Origin of the sequence: Dawidia soli (assembly GCF_018598185.1) — a bacterium.
GTDB lineage: Bacteria > Bacteroidota > Bacteroidia > Cytophagales > Cyclobacteriaceae > Ohtaekwangia > Ohtaekwangia soli.
The window spans coordinates 14,739-30,982 of the sequence record NZ_JAHESC010000035.1 but is presented as its reverse complement, the minus strand read 5'-3'; the positions used below and the strand labels follow the sequence as shown (position 1 = coordinate 30,982).

The following is a 16,244-nucleotide window of genomic DNA, read 5'->3' as shown; positions in this document are numbered from 1 at the left end:
TTAAAAAAGAATATGCCCGGCGCGGGAAGTATATTCCCGATACCACGATCTTATCCGATGGAAGAGCGTCAGGCTACGGGGGGGGCCCGGGAAGAGGAGAAAGCGATGTCGCCTAAACATGGCAGAGCGTCGTCGGCGACGGTGTAGGGCACAACGGCATATGTTATGCTTGCCTCATCGGATGTTATGACGAGGTGGGCGGCGTGAAATATGAGATGACAGGCTGCACACTTCTTGGGTGTTGTATAGTGCGCGGTGTGTTCGCAGCCATCGCCCAGGGCGGCGTGATACAATGCGCGGTGGCAGGGGTCTTTTTCCATGACCGCCGTGTGCGCATCGGCTTCGTCGTTATGGGATAGATGGTGAAGGGCTTCCGGCTGAAGATTTCCGGCCAGGTACAGGAACAACAACAGGAACGCGAACAGGCTGCTGGCCCGCCGTGTCGACGTTGCTGTATGACGGTGTTTCCGGTTCACTCTTTCAAAGGTAACACAATCTCACCATATGCAACACGCGTGCATCTGTTTTTACAGCAAAACCTCGCGCCAATAGGATTCTGAGGGCCCGAAAACGGTGGAAAATTCTGTTCGGCGGGGTAAATCGAGGAAGGGGTACACCACCCGCGACAGGTATAGTCCCTGGGGGTACGCGGCCCGGATGGTCTTGGGTGGTACCCGATCTATCAGGTAACGTTCAAATTCGTGCAGGCTCATGCTGCCATCGCCCACCCGCAGCATGCGGTGCGTAATAATGCGGATCATCTTGCCCAGGAACCGGTTTGCCGAAATGTGAAAGCGGATGCGGTCGCCGGCTTCGTTGGCAAACAGCTGTGCCCGGGTTACCGTACAGATCGTCGTGCGATATTTGTCGGGGCTGATACAAAAGGCGCGGTAGTCGTGGTATTGCAGGAGCAACATGGCCGCCCGCTTCATGGCTTTCAGGTCGAGTGTCTTCCCCAGGTATAGCGCGCTGCCGTGGTGCAGGAAGGGGTCTTTATAGGTATGAATAAAATAGTCATACGACCGTTGTACGGCATCGAGGCGTGCATGCGGCGTTCCTTCGAGGGGAAGTATATCAAAGATCGCGATGTCGGGTGGCAATACCTTGTTGAGCCGAAACAAGAGATCTATATCTTCCGGAAGGGTCAGGTCGGCATGGAAAAAGAACTGACTGGCATGTACCTGGGCATCGGTGCGGCCGCAGCCGTTGATGGAGACGGGGGTCTTCAATATGCGGCTGAGCGCGGTCTCAAGCACCTTTTGTACACTGACGATGCCGGGTAGCTTTTGCCATCCGCTATAGGCTTGTCCGTGATATCCGATGTGGAAGAAGTAGCGCACGAAGGATCGCGGGTGGCTACTTCATGAGCTGGCTTAATATTTCAGGATCGACGGCGATGGTGCGATCGTCTACCCGGTTGAACAGGAGGCCGCGCGACTGGAACAATCCTTCCAGTACCTTGTCGCGGATCTCGCGTTTGCTCCGCGTGTTCTCGGCGTTCTCCTGGGCGCTGTTCCAGCTGTGGCCGAGGCGGTGTGATACCTCGCGGTATTCGTTGATCATCTGCATCATGCTGAAGCTGGCCCGCGTGGCGGTCAGCGAGAACAGATAATCGTCTTCGAGCATTTTTATAGTATAGCCGTTCTTGAGACGTGCCAGGGTCTTCTTGAGATCGCTCTGGAACGTGGCCCGAAGTGCCGGCCTCAACTTTTTATACTCTTGCAATGAAAATTTGCGATTCAGATCCGATATGGTATCGGTCATTACATTATCATTCATGCGATAAAGTGACTAGGAAAAAATAGCGTTTCTGTTTGAAAAGAGATACAGTAAGATGGGGGATTTAGGCCATTCTGGTGGCCTATGACCTCAAAGATAACTGTTGTTGGTTATAAAACGAACATCAGACCCCGAAAGTTCTATTCCTACCGGCAGGCCGTGCCTTACGGCAGACAGGCCGATTGCATACGAAGACCAAACGCGCATTTTTAGCGCTTATTGTTGTATAAACCCATTTTGGATGGCAGTCCGGGCCGTCAGCTGGCAGACCAGACCAAGGCCGGGACGATTAGAAAACCATTAGACCTTAGTACTAAAAAAATGTACCATAGCCTCTTGGCTATGCCTGCGGTAATCGGTACACTTCACACCGGATAAGCCCGGCAGGGGGCTATGCCTATCGGCAGGCAGGCCGTGCCTACCGGGAGACGGGAATACCGGGTGGACGACCCGGGGAACAAAACCTGACAAAGATCAGGCGTCCGGTTGAGTATCATCACCGGGCCAACGCGGTGGGCGGGGTACTTTTGACGGTGCGCAAAAAAGCACTCCGGTTATGGTCGCTGCGGAAAAACAGATTGTTACAACTTGCTACCACTGTGGTCAGGTCTGCGAAAGCGAGGTCCTCCTGCTGGATGACAAACCTTTTTGCTGCCCGGGATGCCAGACGGTTTTCGAGATCCTCAACACCCACGACCTGTGTGAGTATTATAGCCTCGATAAAGCGCCGGGCAGCCAGCATGCCGTTGCGGGCGACGATGTATATGCTTACCTCGACGAGAAGAGTGTGCGGAAAAAGTTAGTAACGTTCGACTCCGCGGAGTTCGCCAGCGTGCAATTTTATATTCCCGCCATTCACTGTGTGTCCTGTATCTGGCTGCTGGAGAACTTGCAACGGGTCGATGCGGGCTTCTTACATTCGGAAGTGAACTTTGCGCGCAAGACGGTATCCATCGACTTCAACCCACAGACGATGGCGCTCAGCCGCGTGGGCCAATGGCTCGCCGACATCGGCTATGCGCCGTCTGTTAACCTGGAGCGTAACACGCCGATGAAGACGGGTGTCAGCAAGCAAGCGGTGCTGAAGCTGGCCCTCGCGGGCTTTTGCTTTGGCAACGTCATGCTTTTCAGCTTTCCGGAGTACCTGGGCCTGGATGCCACCGACGCCGGCCTGATGCGCGTGTTCTCGTGGCTTAACCTGACGCTCTCGATACCGGTATTCTTCTATAGCGCGGCGGGATACTTCCAGGCTTCACTGAAGAGTTTCCAACAGCGACAGATCAACATCGACGTGCCCATCGCGGCCGGGCTGCTGGCGTTGTTTCTGCGCAGCGCATACGACATTATTACTGCTACCGGCCCGGGCTACCTCGACTCTTTTACCGGGTTGGTCTTTTTCCTGCTGATCGGCCGGTGGTTTCAAAGCAAAACGTACGAGAGCCTGGCTTTTGATCGCGACTTCACTTCGTATTTCCCCCTGGCGGTACAAAAGCAGGTGGGCGGGCAGTGGAAACCCGTCGTGATCTATGAACTTACGCCGGGCGATACGATCCGCATTCGCAACCTGGAGATCATCCCTGCCGACAGCGTGTTGCTGGACGCGTCCGCTCACATCGACTATAGTTTTGTTACCGGCGAGGCGCGCCCGGTGCTGGCCCACCCGGGTGACATGGTATATGCCGGCGGGCGGGTCATCGGGCCGCCGGCTTCGTTCGTAGTAGAGAAGCCTACTTCGCAAAGCCATCTTACCAGCCTTTGGAACAACGACGCTTTTCGCAAGACCGACGAGCGCAACTATCAGAAGATCATTGACCGTGCAGCACGGCGTTTTACGTGGATCGTGTTGGGGATTGCCGTGCTCACGGCCTGCTATTGGTTTTATACGGCGCCGTCCAGTATGTGGCTGGTCATCACGTCCGTGCTGATGGTAGCCTGCCCGTGCGCGCTGGCGCTGGCGGCGCCATTTACCTACGGCAGCATGCTGCGTGTGATGGGGCGCCATGCTTTATACCTGAAGAATGCCGATGTGATCGAACGCCTGGCGGCTGTCGACGCCGTGGTGTTTGACAAGACGGGCACGATCACGCTCGGCGATCGACCCGACGTGTCGTTTGTCGGCAACATCGCGGGAGAAGAGTATGCCTGGATCAAGTTGCTGACGAGCTACTCCACACATCCGCTCAGTAAATCGATCGCCGCGGCCATTCGCCTGCATACCGACGACGTGGTGACCGGCTTCAAAGAAATTCCCGGTAAGGGCATTGAAGGTGTTGTTGCCTGCCATACGATCAGCATCGGCTCGGCTTCGTTCACCGTGGGCAGCCGTGATCTGATGGCCACGCCATCGGGCCACGTGTTTGTGGCGATCGACGGTGAGCTGCGCGGCCACATGGCCGTACAGGCGTCGGTGCGGAAAGATTTGAAGGGCATGCTCGGCCGGCTGGGGCGCCGTTGTGTGGCGTTGCTGTCGGGTGATACCGATGGTGACCGCGCTAAAATGTATACGCTCTTTGGTGACCACGTACAACTGCACTTTAACCAAAGCCCGCACGACAAGCTGGACTATATCCGCCGCCTGCAACAGCAGGGTAAAAAAGTATTGATGGTGGGCGACGGCCTGAACGACGCCGGCGCGCTGAAGCAGGCCGACGTGGGCCTGGCGGTAACGGACGACACCGGCATCTTTACCCCGGCGTGTGACGGTATCCTGCACGGCAGCCAGATCCAGTCGCTCGACCGGTTCATGCAGCTGTCGAAGGCTTCTACCCGGATCCTGAAGATCGCCTTTACGATCTCGTTTATGTACAACGCCGTGGCGCTGACCTTTGCGGTGACGGGACACCTTACGCCGCTGGTCGCGGCGATCCTCATGCCGTTGAGCAGTGTGAGCGTGGTGGGCTTTTCGTCTATCGCGGTGAACGCTGCCGCACGGCGCATCTTAAAAAAGAAATCAGTCTAACTATTTTACCATGATCATCATCGTATTGCTCATATCGATCAGCCTCGCCATTGCGCTGACATTCCTGGCGGTGTTCTTCTGGAACATCAAAAGCGGCCAATACGACGACATGTATACTCCCTCCGTGCGTATGCTTTTTGATCCGAAAAAAGACGATTCCAAACCTGTATCATGATCGCTGCTCCCGAAACTTCGCTGCTCAAAAAATACGATGTGCCGGTGCCCCGGTACACGAGCTATCCTACCGTGCCCTGCTGGAATGTCAGTGCCTTCTCGGCGGGGTCGTGGGTGAAGGCCGTCGAGAAAGCGTTTGATGAAACGAACGACTGCCGGGGGATTAGTTTATATATACACCTGCCCTTTTGCGAGAGCCTGTGCACGTACTGTGCCTGCAATACACGGATCACAAAGAACCACGCTGTCGAGGAACGCTATTTGCGCAGCGTATTGACGGAGTGGGAGCTGTACCGGTATATCTTCGGAAAGAAGCCCGTGCTGCGGGAGCTGCACCTGGGCGGCGGAACGCCTACATTCTTCAGCCCGCAGAACCTGCATACGCTTTTGCACACGATCCTCGAATCGTGCACGCTGCATCCCGCGCGGGAGTTCAGCTTTGAGGGACATCCCAACAATACCACCGCCGCGCATTTGCAGGCGTTGTACGACCTGGGGTTCCGGCGGGTGAGCTATGGCGTACAGGATCTGGACCTGACGGTGCAAACGGCTATACACCGGATACAACCTTTTGCGAATGTCGACGCGGCCGTGCGGAACAGCCGGCAGATCGGGTATGATTCGATCGGGTTTGATCTGATCTATGGGCTACCGTATCAAACCGTGGAGACGATTGCCGAAACTTTCCGGCAGGTGATCCAACTGCGGCCGGATCGTATCGCTTTTTATAGTTACGCGCACGTACCCTGGCTGAAGCCGGGGCAGCGGGGATATGAGGATGCTAACCTGCCGAACGATACCGTCAAGCGCCAGCTCTACGAAACGGGACGACGTCTGCTGCACGAAGCGGGGTACCACGATATCGGGATGGATCATTTTTCATTGGCCACCGATTCGTTGTATAACGCGGCGCAGGAAGGGACGTTGCACCGGAATTTTATGGGGTATACTACGAGTAACACGCGTCTGTTGGTGGGGCTGGGGGCTTCGGCCATCAGCGACGCAGGGTATGCGTATGGACAGAATAGTAAAAACGTCGAGGAGTATGAGGCAACCGTGGCAGAGCATCAACTGCCCCTGCTGAAAGGGCATGTGCAGACGGATGAGGATAGGTTGTTACGGACGTGTATCCTGGAGATTGCCTGCCAGGGAAAGCTTCGTGCTGCTTTGTTAGAGCAGGCTTCGGATGAAGAGGTTATGTTGGGACTGCGCGCGTTGGCGGCGGATGGGATCGTGAAGATTGCGCAGGAAGGGTTGTTTGTTACGGAGATGGGAAGGGCGTTTGTGCGGAATGTTTGCCATGTGTTTGATAAGCGGATGCGGCGGCTGCAGGTGGGGACGGCACCGGTGTTTAGCAAGGCTATTTGACATTCGTCCTGCGCGCTAACGCTCGCGCCAGTTGCCGACACTTATTTTAAAATCCAGGTGTTTAGAATCGATATAAAGAGTGCCTGATAAAAATCAGGATAGGGGCTAACGGGGGTCATGCGGGGCCGGTGGGGGGCGATCTAATTTTAGGTCATAAAAATTAGAGAATCTAACTGCTAACGCGCATGGAACCTGACAAATTCAGTTACGACAACCGGATCGTCAAAGCCTTTATCATTGCCACTGTGACCTTCGGGTTGGTGGGAATGCTGGTGGGCCTGACGGCGGCAATTCAGCTGGTCTACCCGGTCTTTAACTTCGATCTGCAGTATACGTCTTTCGGGCGGATACGGCCTTTGCACACCAATGCCATCATCTTTGCCTTTGTGGGCAACGCGATGTTTGCCGGCGTCTACTACTCCATGCAGCGTCTGCTCAAGACCCGCATGTTCAGCGACCGTCTCAGCTGGCTTCACTTCTGGGGGTGGCAACTTATCATTCTCGCAGCGGCGATCACGTTGCCGCTGGGTTTCACGACGTCCAAGGAATATGCCGAACTGGAATGGCCGATCGACATCGCCATCACGGTAATCTGGGTGGTCTTCGGCTGGAACATGCTGGGCACGATCATCAAACGGCGCGAGCGCCATATGTACGTGGCCATCTGGTTCTATATCGCCACGTTTATTACGGTGGCGGTACTGCACGTTGTCAACTCGTTCGAAATGCCGGTGAGCCTCTTTAAAAGCTATTCGGCCTATGCCGGTGTTCAGGATGCCCTGGTACAATGGTGGTACGGTCACAACGCGGTGGCCTTCTTCCTGACCACGCCTTTCCTGGGGTTGATGTATTACTACCTGCCCAAGGCTGCCAATCGCCCGGTGTACTCGTACCGGCTCTCCATCATTCACTTCTGGTCGCTCATCTTTATCTATATCTGGGCCGGCCCGCACCACTTGCTGTATACGTCCCTGCCGGACTGGGCGCAATCTCTCGGCACCGTGTTTTCGCTGATGCTCATTGCGCCGTCGTGGGGCGGTATGCTCAACGGCCTGCTGACGCTGCGCGGCGCATGGGACCGGGTGCGCGAAGACCCTGTTCTGAAATTCATGGTCGTGGCCATTACCGCTTACGGCATGGCTACGCTCGAAGGTCCGCTGCTGTCGCTGAAGAACGTGAACGCAATCGCCCACTTTACCGATTGGATCGTGGCGCACGTACACGTGGGCGGGTTGGGCTGGAACGGCTTCCTTACCTTTGCCATGCTGTACTGGATGGTTCCGCGCATGTGGCGCACCAAACTTTACTCGACCCGTCTGGCCAATGTACACTTCTGGCTGGGTACGCTGGGGATCATCTTCTATGCACTGCCCATGTATGTATCGGGTGTCGTGCAAAGCCTGATGTGGAAAGAATTTAATCCCGAGGGTTTCCTGATGTATAAGAACTTCCTGGAGACCACGGTGCAGATCCTGCCCCTGCACGCCCTGCGTGCGATCGGTGGCGCGCTGTACCTCAGCGGTGCCATCCTGATGACATACAACCTGATCAAGACGGCCTATGCCGGCAGCTTCCTGGCAAACGAAGACGCGGAAGCCATGCCGCTCAAAAAAGACTATGTGGCTACCAGCGGTGGCTGGCACCACCGCCTGTTGGAGCACAAACCCGTACTCTTTACCGTGCTGACCTTGATCGCTATTCTGATCGGGGGCGCATTGGAAATGATCCCTACGTTCCTGGTGAAGTCCAATGTCCCTACGATCAGTAGCGTCAAACCCTACACGCCGCTCGAGCTGCATGGCCGCGACATCTATATCCGCGAGGGCTGTGTGAACTGCCACACCCAGATGGTTCGCCCCTTCCGTTCAGAGACCGAGCGCTACGGTGAATATTCGAAGGCAGGGGAGTTCGTCTACGACCACCCGTTCCTGTGGGGTTCCAAACGCACCGGTCCGGACCTGCACCGCGTCGGCAGCAAGTACTCCAACAGCTGGCACTACAACCACATGCTGGCCCCCGACGCAGTGTCTACGGGTTCGATCATGCCGGCCTACCTGTGGCTGTCCGAACAGTCTATCGACAAAACCCAAACCCGCAACAAGATTACGGCGTTGCGCACACTGGGCGTGCCGTATGAAGACGGTTTTGAAGAGATCGCCAACGACGAGCTCGACAAACAAGCGCAATCCATTACGGCGTCGCTGAAGGCCGACGGCATCGAAGTAGCGCCCGACGCCGAGATCATCGCACTCATCTCCTACCTGCAACGCCTGGGTACGGACATCCAGGCGGCCCCGGCCGACGAAGATGTGCTCAGTTCCAATCCATAACACTTACCTATATGTATAAGAACGTATTGCAAAACATCGACAACATAGCGATCTGGCCCGTGGTGTCATTCGTTATCTTCTTCCTCTTCTTTCTGTGCCTGCTGTGGTATGTGTTCACGGCCGACCGCAAGTTCATCGACAAGATGAAGAATCTGCCTGTGGACACTTCCGGCGGCGACGCAATCTCCAACGCTTCTAATGTATAGCGGTATGAAATATTCTTCTATTGCGCTGCTTACAGGAGGCCTGCTGGCCACCACCCCCGCCAATGCTCTTTCCGCAGCCACCGCCCCGGGCTTTTGGGACGATCCGGTCAACCACCCGCTGATGCCACTCTATGCCCTGTCACTGTTTGCCGCGATCGTGGCCATGCTGGTGGTCGTGGTCTGTATCTCGTTGCTGCGCGTGCTGAACGTGCTGATCAACCTGAGCGAAAAAGAACGCGCCGAAAAGCATGGTATTGCGTACGTACCGCGCGGGAGCTTCTGGCAGCAGTTTGTGCAGAAGGCCAACGCGTCTGTACCGCTGACGCAGGAGCAGGATATCGACATGGGCCACGACTTCGACGGCATTCGCGAGCTGGACAACCACCTGCCGCCGTGGTGGAAGTGGCTCTTTGCCGGCACCGCCGTCTGGGCCGTGGCATACCTCGTTGTTTACCACCTTTATGGCAACCTGCCGCTGCAGCAGGAAGAGTATGACCAGGAGGTGGCGGTTGCCAACGAGGTGGCGCGTCAGCGTAAGGCTGCCCAACCGGTGGAAGAGATCGACGTCAACGCGCTGAAGTATATCGCCGATGCGGCGATCCTGGAAAAAGGCAAGGGTGTCTTTGCCAACAACAACTGCGGCTCGTGTCACCGCGCAGACGGTGGCGGCAACACCATCGGCCCGAACCTGACCGACGCGTACTGGCTCCACGGCGGGGGCATTCAAAACATCTTCAACACCATTAAGACGGGCGTTGTCGAAAAGGGTATGCCGGCGTGGGGCAAAACGCTGAGCCCGCAGGATGTGCGCGATGTAACCTTTTATGTCATGAGCCTGCAAGGCAGCAACCCGGCTGACGGCAAGGCGCCGCAAGGCGACCTTTTTGAAGAAACGCACGCGGCGCCCGACAGCACGGCGGTGCAGGCATCGCTATAAATCAATAACCGCTCACTGTTATGACCGACGAAGTATATCAATTCAACGAAGAGTTCCGGAATTCCATTGCGACGGTGGATGGACAAGGCAAGCGTGTCTGGATCTATCCCAAGAAACCCTCGGGCTCCTTTCACCGCTGGCGCGTTGCCGTTACCGTGCTTTTGCTGACGATACTCTTCGCCGGTCCTTTTCTTCGCATCGGTGGTCAGCCGTTCCTGCTGCTCAATGTATTCGAGCGTAAGTTCGTCATCCTGGGCCAGGCCTTCTGGCCGCAGGACTTTGTGCTGCTCGCGCTGATCCTCCTGGCGTTCTTTATTTTCATCATCGTCTTTACGCTGGCGTTCGGGCGTGTATGGTGCGGGTGGATGTGCCCGCAGACGTTGTTTATGGAGATGGTCTTCCGCAAGATCGAATATTGGATCGAAGGCGACGCGCCGGCTCAGCGCCGGCTGAACGCGGCACCGCTCAGCTTTGGCAAAGTATGGAAGAAGACGGCCAAGCACGCGATCTTTATCGTAATCTCGGTCATCATTGCGCACACCGTCATGGCCTACATGATCGGCACGGACCAAACGCTGGCCATCATCGGCCAGTCGCCGCTGGACAACCTGGCGGGCTTCAGCGGTCTGGCAGCCTTTACGGTGATCTTTTATGGGGTTTACGCACGCTTTCGCGAGCAGGCCTGTATAGCGGTATGCCCGTACGGCCGCTTGCAAAGCGTGCTTCTTACCAAAGAATCGATCGTTGTGGCGTATGACTGGCTGCGCGGCGAGCCGCGCGGACAACTGCGCAAGAAACATACCGTAGAGGCGCCCAAGGGCGACTGCGTGGATTGCAAGCTGTGCGTTCACGTCTGCCCTACCGGCATCGACATCCGCAACGGCACGCAGCTGGAATGTGTGAACTGTACGGCCTGCATCGATGCCTGCGACGACGTGATGCTGAAGGTGAATAAACCCACGGGACTGATCCGCTATGCTTCCGCCAGCGCGATCGAAAAGGGCAGCACGAAAATATTCACGCCGCGCCTGATGGTCTATTCCGGCGTGCTGCTCGTAATCATCGCGTTGTTAGGATTTACACTGGCCACCCGCTCCGATGTGGAAACGACCGTGCTGAAGGTACCGGGCACCTTGTATCAAAAGCCCGGCGACGGCTATATCTCGAACCTGTACAATGTCGAGTTCATCAATAAATCCTTTGATGATGTACCGGTAACGGTGCGGGTAGAGTCTCCGTCTTTTGCCAAGCTGCAAAAGGTAGATGGCAAGAACATCCTGCTGCCGGCGGAGGGCTTGCTGAAGACGGTGTTTTTTATCCGCATACCCGAAGATGAAATAAAAACGGCCCGTACAGTAGTATACCTGGGAATATACCATCGCGACACCGGCAAACTCCTGGGCAACGCCAAAGTAAAATTCATCGGCCCGGTACGCTCTTCGGCGGACGTCAACAGCCGTCTGAAAGACGAACAGTCACACTAAAACCTTTACTATTATGAACTGGGGAAAAAGTATTATTCTGGCCTTTATCTTGTTCGCAACATTCATTGCTGTTCTGGTCACTGTCTGCATGCGGCAGGACGTAAGCCTGGTTACAAAAGATTATTACCAGGAGGAGCTGAAATATCAGGACCAGATCGAGCGCATGGCCAACACGGCGGCATTGCCTGACAAACCTGTGATTTCCGCATCGGCGCAGCACGGGCTAACGCTTTCGTTCGACCAGCTGCCCAACATTGAAGCGGGCAAGCTAACGCTGTTCTGCCCGGCCAACGCGGCCGCCGACAGAACCTTTGTGCTCCAGGCTACGCCCGAGACGACACAAGTATTCGGTAGCAACCTGCCGCAGGGCATGTATCGCGCACGTATGACGTGGCGCATGCAGGGCCGCGAATTTTATCTCGAAGAGATCGTTCACCTTTAACACTATACCGATGTGGCTCACCGCGCTGATCATAGGCCTGGCAGGAAGTATTCACTGCGCGGGCATGTGCAGTCCCCTGGCCATGGCGGCCACCGTGCGCAACGCCCGCGTGTGGCGTGCGCGCTTGCTGTACAATGGCGGCAGGATCTTTACTTACGCCGTCATCGGCGCCACCATCAGCAGCGTAGGCGCCTGGTTGCCATTGGGCAATTTCCAAACGATAACGTCCCTCGTCATCGGCCTGGCATTATTGCTGATGGCTGTTACCGGCACATATGCCTGGAAAATACCCGTGCTCTCCAGCGCCTGGGTCCGGCTGGCATCGTTTCTCAAAATACGGTTTGGCGTGTTGCTTCAGCGGAAAGGCCTGCTGACAACGACATGGCTCGGCATGTTAAACGGGCTGCTGCCGTGTGGTCTTACCGCGGTAGCGTGGTCTTATTGCATCACGCTGCGGGGTCCGCTCGATGGTTTTAACTTTATGTTGCTGTTCGGCCTGGGCACCGCGCCGGCCATGATCGGGCTGCCCTCGGTATTCCAGTGGGTCGCCCGTTCCTTTCCTGTCTCCCCCCGTGCATTGACCACGGGGTTACTGGTCGTATCGGCTGTGCTGCTTATTGCGCGGGTGTACTTCGCACATCCCGCGCCCGTCGCCGCGAATCCGGGAACGGATATCGTGGTGTGCCGCTAACGCGCTACGTTCCAGCGCACCACTTTCTCCAGCTTGGCAGCCTGCATGATGCGAATCTTGCCGCCTTCGATCTCGATCAGTCCTTCGTCCTTAAAATCCGACAGTACGCGGATCACCGACTCCGACGCCGTGCCGACGATCTTGGCCAGGTCGTCACGCGAGATCTGTATGTTCTGCCGGGCGTCGCGCAGCTGCTCTACCTTGAGTAACGCTTCGGCCGTACGTTGGCGCACGGAGTTATAGGCCAGGTGTAAAAGCTGGTTCTCCTGCTCGGCTACTTTCTTGCAGAGCAGCGAAATAAAGCTGGACGATACATCGGGGTGTGCCTGGAAGAGCGTCAGGAAATCGTGACGGGGTATGACGATCAATTCGCAGTCCGTCATGGCAATGGCCGACTCGTGGTATACATTGCCCGACAATACCGCCTCGAAGCCGAAGAAGTCGTTGGCATTATAGATGTTGGTGATCAATTCTTTTCCGTCGGGGTGCGACTTGAAGACTTTCACGCTGCCGGTACGCACAAAGTATACATACAGCGGCGTATCGCCTTCTGCAAAGATCTCTGCTTTCTTCTTAAACGGTTTTATTTTTTTGTCTTTGCACAGATCCTCCAGGCGTAATACCTGGCGGGCGTCGCGAATAAAGTTTTCGAGCCCTTCTTCGGTTGTGTCATAGAGCTTGCGTTGCAGGTCGCTTTTGCGCAGGCGGGCTTCGATGGCGTTGAGGAGCTCGGTATCGTCAAAGGGCTTGGTGAGGTAGTCGTCGGCACCCAGATTCATGCCTTTGCGTATGTCGGTCTTTTCGGTCTTGGCCGTCAGGAATATAAACGGGATGCCGGCGGTCTCGTCCTTTTTACTCAGGATGTGCAGCACACCGTAGCCGTCCAGCTCGGGCATCATGATGTCGCAGATAATGAGGTCTGGTTTTTCTTGCATGGCCAGCTCTACGCCGTTCTTGCCGTTGGGTGCTGTGACGACGTCATAGCCGGCCAATGTTAAGATCTCGCCGGTGTTCTCACGCACGTCGACGTTGTCTTCAATCAACAGAATTTTCTTCATACTTATCTGGAATTACAAGGGTGAATATACTGCCGGTTCCGGCTTCGCTGGTAAAGCTGATGCTGCCGCCGATCAGGTCGGCATAGCGTTTCACGATGTTGAGCCCCAGGCCTGTGCCCTGCACCTGGCCGGCATTGCTCGCCCGGAAGAACCGATCGAACAAATGTTTCTGATCGTCTAGGGGTATACCGATGCCTTCGTCGCGTACAGAAAAGGAGACCCGGTCTGTATACCGTTGACATTCGATAAAAATGCGTTTGCCTGCATCGGAATATTTGCTGGCGTTGGAGATCAGATTAAAAAGAATGTGGCGCAGGATGCGCGGGTCTGAATAGATCGGCTGCTCGGTAGGCTGGCAAAGCAGCTGGATCTGTTGCTGCTCTTTCAGGACCGGGCTGATCTCTTCTTTCACCTCTTGCACAAACGGCGCGAGCTCTATGCGCTCGCGCGACACTTCGATCTTGCCTTCTTCAAGGCGGCCGAGCGACAGGAGGTCGTCGAGGATCGATGTAAGATGATTGACCGATGTCTTGATGCGCTGCACATGCTTGTGTACTTTCTCCCGGTCCTGCCTTTCGCTGTACTGCTGGATGAGCGATGCGGAGCTTAGTATCGCGCTGAGCGGCGTACGAAACTCGTGCGAGGCGATCGACACAAACTTCGACTTCAGCTCGTTCAGCTCCCGCTCTTTGCCCAGCGCGTGGTGTGCGTCTTCTTCCGCACGCTTACGGTCCTGCACTTCCTTCTCCAACGCCTCCACCATGCCATTCAGCGCCTGGGTGCGGCTCTCTACTTTCTTCTCCAGCTCGACGGCATAGACGATCAACTGCTCTTCGCTACGCCGCAGCGCATCTTCCGATTTTTTGCGTTGGGTGATATCGCTGATGAAGGCCATGACGTACAGCTTTCCCTTCAGGTGTGTATAGCTGAGGCTGATCTCCACAGGGAACTCGCGTTTATCTTTTCGCAAGGCCGTCAGGTCGCGGCCCACGCCCATGCGGCGTGGCTCGGGGTGTGCATTAAATTCCCGGCGAAAGGATAAATGCCGGCCGCGGTAACGCTCAGGCAACAGAGCCTCCAGCGACATGCCGTTCATCTCGTTCTTCTCATAACCAAAGAGGTGCTCGGCCACGGCATTGGCGGTGATGATCTTTCCGGCCTCGTCGACCATCAGGATACCCTCCGACATGCTTTGGAAAATTTCCCGAAAGGCATCGTTCGACTCAAAGGATATAGGAAGTGCGTTTTCCATTGTACAAGTATTGTAATTACCGGCAAACACGAATATGACAAAAATCAGCTAGAGGATTGACTTAAATCGGCGATAACCTTTTAAAAGAGGCCTAAGTTCGTACGTGAATACCCAACGTGTGAAAACGCATACTGAAAATATCCCCCTTACCAGCCGCCGGATCCTGTGCGCGGTCGACTTTTCGGAGTCGTCGCTGCATGCCCTGCGGTGGGCCGTTAGCCTTGCCCGGCAGTTCGATGAGCACCTCACCATTCTCTATACCTACCGGCTCATCAAACCTACGCAGGGCCACGCCCTGGAAATGAAAAAGAAGATCGAGGAAGACTCGCTCCAGCATTTCCGGGTACTTGAAAAAGAATACCTGGCAGACCCGTTGTTGTCCTACGACTTTCAGATGGAGATCGGTTTCATGGCCGACCGTATTACAGACCAGCTACGCCACAACCACATCTCGTTCCTGGTCATGGACAAAAACATGCACGCCGTCAACAAGGAAATGTTCGACGACCTGTTGGGCCGTCTTTCCATCCCCCTGGTGTTGGTGCCATAGCCTTCATTATTATTTCAGCGGCGAAACGCCCACACCTTCGTGTGTGATCTTTACCGGCTTGATCAGTCCCTGCTCGTCAAAATACATACGGTCCACGCACGTCACCCGGTGGTCGCGACCGGTATCGCCCAGCGGGCGGCGGTGATAGACAATATACCACAGATCTTTTTTCTCGTCATGGATCACCGAGTGATGCCCGGCGCCGGTCGCCACGGCGGCATCCTGCTGCAGGATCTTGCCGATGCGTTTGAACGGGCCGAAGGGTGAGTCGGCAATGGCATAGGCTACCGAATAGTCGGGGCCGCCCCAGCCTCCTTCCGACCACATGAAATAATATTTATTGTTGCGGATAAACATGAAAGGTCCTTCTACATAGCCCTCGGGGGTGATCGACTTAAACACCTCACCGTCGGCAAAAGGTATAAAACCGGTGAAGTCGTCTTTCAGACGTGCAACATTGCAATGACGCCAGCCGCCGTAGAAAAGATAATACGATCCGTCCTTGTCTTTAAAAGCAAACTGATCGATGGGTTGCGCGCCGTGGTGGAACTTATCGATAAGGGGTTTGCCCAGCAGGTCTTTAAAAGGGCCTTCCGGTCGGTTGGCTACGGCCACACCGATACCACCGTGCTCCTGATCATTCTGAATATCGTTTGCACCAAAGAACAAATAATACTTGCCCCCTTTGGCGATGACCGACGGTGCCCACACGGCGCGGCGCGCCCATTTTACGTTGGCCGTATCGAGCACATGCGCGTGCTTTTTCCAGTGCACCAGGTCGCGTGACGAGAACGCATCAAAGAATACCTGCTCGTCGTAGGGCGCCGAATAGGTGGGATATATCCAATACTCCTTGCCGAAGACAATCCCTTCAGGGTCAGCATACCAGCCCGGAAACACGGGATTGCCCGGCGCGGGCATGGATGATTGTGCCGTTACGGAAAATGCTACACCCGAGCAGAAAAGAAAAAGAACGATATTCTTCATGTAAACCGTTAATAATTCATTATTAGA

The 16,244-nt window shown here is 55.6% G+C and carries 16 protein-coding genes; 10 read left to right on the top strand and 6 right to left on the bottom strand.

From position 1 onward, the window contains the following. Positions 1-68: 68 nt before the first annotated feature. The 3 genes from KK078_RS21090 to KK078_RS21080 are packed head-to-tail and all read right to left on the bottom strand — an operon-like array spanning position 69 to position 1,779. Positions 69-476, bottom strand: a complete 408-nt coding sequence (locus KK078_RS21090; RefSeq protein ID WP_254092300.1) for a hypothetical protein — start codon at positions 474-476, stop codon at positions 69-71. Between the two features lie 51 nt (positions 477-527). Next, the gene (locus KK078_RS30690) at positions 528-1,340 is read right to left on the bottom strand and encodes a tRNA pseudouridine synthase A (protein WP_254092299.1); all 813 of its coding nucleotides are present in this window, start codon (positions 1,338-1,340) and stop codon (positions 528-530) included. 16 nt (positions 1,341-1,356) lie between these two features. After that, positions 1,357-1,779 (bottom strand): hypothetical protein, encoded by a 423-nt coding sequence (locus KK078_RS21080; RefSeq protein WP_254092298.1) that lies wholly within the window; start codon positions 1,777-1,779, stop codon positions 1,357-1,359. A gap of 556 nt (positions 1,780-2,335) precedes the next feature. Here KK078_RS21080 and KK078_RS21075 point away from each other — a divergent pair. From KK078_RS21075 to KK078_RS21035, 9 genes are all read left to right on the top strand, one after another. Then, a complete protein-coding gene (locus KK078_RS21075; protein ID WP_254092297.1) occupies positions 2,336-4,738 on the top strand; it encodes a heavy metal translocating P-type ATPase in 2,403 nt (800 codons plus the stop codon). A 10-nt stretch (positions 4,739-4,748) separates the two neighbouring features. Further along, positions 4,749-4,913, top strand: coding sequence for a cbb3-type cytochrome oxidase assembly protein CcoS (gene ccoS, locus KK078_RS21070; protein ID WP_254092296.1), 165 nt, complete (start codon positions 4,749-4,751; stop codon positions 4,911-4,913). Then, on the top strand, positions 4,910-6,280 hold the full coding sequence (gene hemN / locus KK078_RS21065) for an oxygen-independent coproporphyrinogen III oxidase (protein WP_254092295.1): 1,371 nt from the start codon (positions 4,910-4,912) through the stop codon (positions 6,278-6,280). The genes ccoS and hemN overlap by 4 nt, the downstream gene beginning before the upstream one ends. A 185-nt stretch (positions 6,281-6,465) precedes the next feature. After that, positions 6,466-8,610 carry a cytochrome-c oxidase, cbb3-type subunit I gene (gene ccoN, locus KK078_RS21060; protein ID WP_254092294.1) on the top strand — a complete coding sequence of 715 codons (2,145 nt, stop codon included), beginning with the start codon at positions 6,466-6,468 and terminating at the stop codon, positions 8,608-8,610. Positions 8,611-8,621: 11 nt separating this feature from the next. Then, a complete protein-coding gene (locus KK078_RS21055) occupies positions 8,622-8,816 on the top strand; it encodes a hypothetical protein (RefSeq protein ID WP_254092293.1) in 195 nt (64 codons plus the stop codon). Between the two features lie 4 nt (positions 8,817-8,820). Next, a complete protein-coding gene (locus KK078_RS21050) occupies positions 8,821-9,753 on the top strand; it encodes a cbb3-type cytochrome c oxidase N-terminal domain-containing protein (RefSeq protein ID WP_254092292.1) in 933 nt (310 codons plus the stop codon). A gap of 20 nt (positions 9,754-9,773) precedes the next feature. Next, positions 9,774-11,237, top strand: coding sequence for a cytochrome c oxidase accessory protein CcoG (gene ccoG, locus KK078_RS21045; protein ID WP_254092291.1), 1,464 nt, complete (start codon positions 9,774-9,776; stop codon positions 11,235-11,237). A 13-nt stretch (positions 11,238-11,250) separates the two neighbouring features. Next, positions 11,251-11,679, top strand: a complete 429-nt coding sequence (locus tag KK078_RS21040; RefSeq protein WP_254092290.1) for a FixH family protein — start codon at positions 11,251-11,253, stop codon at positions 11,677-11,679. A gap of 10 nt (positions 11,680-11,689) precedes the next feature. Further along, the gene (locus tag KK078_RS21035; protein WP_254092289.1) at positions 11,690-12,370 is read left to right on the top strand and encodes a sulfite exporter TauE/SafE family protein; all 681 of its coding nucleotides are present in this window, start codon (positions 11,690-11,692) and stop codon (positions 12,368-12,370) included. Here KK078_RS21035 and KK078_RS21030 read toward each other — a convergent pair. Both KK078_RS21030 and KK078_RS21025 read right to left on the bottom strand, forming a co-directional pair. Next, positions 12,367-13,428, bottom strand: a complete 1,062-nt coding sequence (locus KK078_RS21030; protein WP_254092288.1) for a response regulator — start codon at positions 13,426-13,428, stop codon at positions 12,367-12,369. The two genes, KK078_RS21035 and KK078_RS21030, sit on opposite strands and share 4 nt — an antisense overlap. After that, entirely contained in the window at positions 13,406-14,680 is a 1,275-nt protein-coding gene (locus KK078_RS21025) for a PAS domain-containing sensor histidine kinase (protein ID WP_254092287.1), read from the bottom strand. The genes KK078_RS21030 and KK078_RS21025 overlap by 23 nt, the downstream gene beginning before the upstream one ends. A 118-nt stretch (positions 14,681-14,798) precedes the next feature. Between KK078_RS21025 and KK078_RS21020 the strand changes: the two genes are divergently transcribed. Then, positions 14,799-15,230 carry a universal stress protein gene (locus KK078_RS21020; protein ID WP_254092286.1) on the top strand — a complete coding sequence of 144 codons (432 nt, stop codon included), beginning with the start codon at positions 14,799-14,801 and terminating at the stop codon, positions 15,228-15,230. A 9-nt stretch (positions 15,231-15,239) separates the two neighbouring features. On the opposite strand, the gene KK078_RS21015 is transcribed toward KK078_RS21020, so the two are convergent. Further along, positions 15,240-16,151, bottom strand: coding sequence for a glycoside hydrolase family 43 protein (locus tag KK078_RS21015; protein WP_394370582.1), 912 nt, complete (start codon positions 16,149-16,151; stop codon positions 15,240-15,242). Positions 16,152-16,244: the final 93 nt, after the last annotated feature.

Coding starts and splice junctions, on each gene's coding strand:
- KK078_RS21080 (WP_254092298.1), bottom strand. CDS start 1,779: ATGAATGATAATGTAATGACCGATACCATATCGGATCTGAATCGCAAA.
- KK078_RS21075 (WP_254092297.1), top strand. CDS start 2,336: ATGGTCGCTGCGGAAAAACAGATTGTTACAACTTGCTACCACTGTGGT.
- ccoS (WP_254092296.1), top strand. CDS start 4,749: ATGATCATCATCGTATTGCTCATATCGATCAGCCTCGCCATTGCGCTG.
- hemN (WP_254092295.1), top strand. CDS start 4,910: ATGATCGCTGCTCCCGAAACTTCGCTGCTCAAAAAATACGATGTGCCG.
- ccoN (WP_254092294.1), top strand. CDS start 6,466: ATGGAACCTGACAAATTCAGTTACGACAACCGGATCGTCAAAGCCTTT.
- KK078_RS21055 (WP_254092293.1), top strand. CDS start 8,622: ATGTATAAGAACGTATTGCAAAACATCGACAACATAGCGATCTGGCCC.
- KK078_RS21050 (WP_254092292.1), top strand. CDS start 8,821: ATGAAATATTCTTCTATTGCGCTGCTTACAGGAGGCCTGCTGGCCACC.
- ccoG (WP_254092291.1), top strand. CDS start 9,774: ATGACCGACGAAGTATATCAATTCAACGAAGAGTTCCGGAATTCCATT.
- KK078_RS21040 (WP_254092290.1), top strand. CDS start 11,251: ATGAACTGGGGAAAAAGTATTATTCTGGCCTTTATCTTGTTCGCAACA.
- KK078_RS21035 (WP_254092289.1), top strand. CDS start 11,690: ATGTGGCTCACCGCGCTGATCATAGGCCTGGCAGGAAGTATTCACTGC.
- KK078_RS21030 (WP_254092288.1), bottom strand. CDS start 13,428: ATGAAGAAAATTCTGTTGATTGAAGACAACGTCGACGTGCGTGAGAAC.
- KK078_RS21025 (WP_254092287.1), bottom strand. CDS start 14,680: ATGGAAAACGCACTTCCTATATCCTTTGAGTCGAACGATGCCTTTCGG.
- KK078_RS21015 (WP_394370582.1), bottom strand. CDS start 16,151: ATGCCCGCGCCGGGCAATCCCGTGTTTCCGGGCTGGTATGCTGACCCT.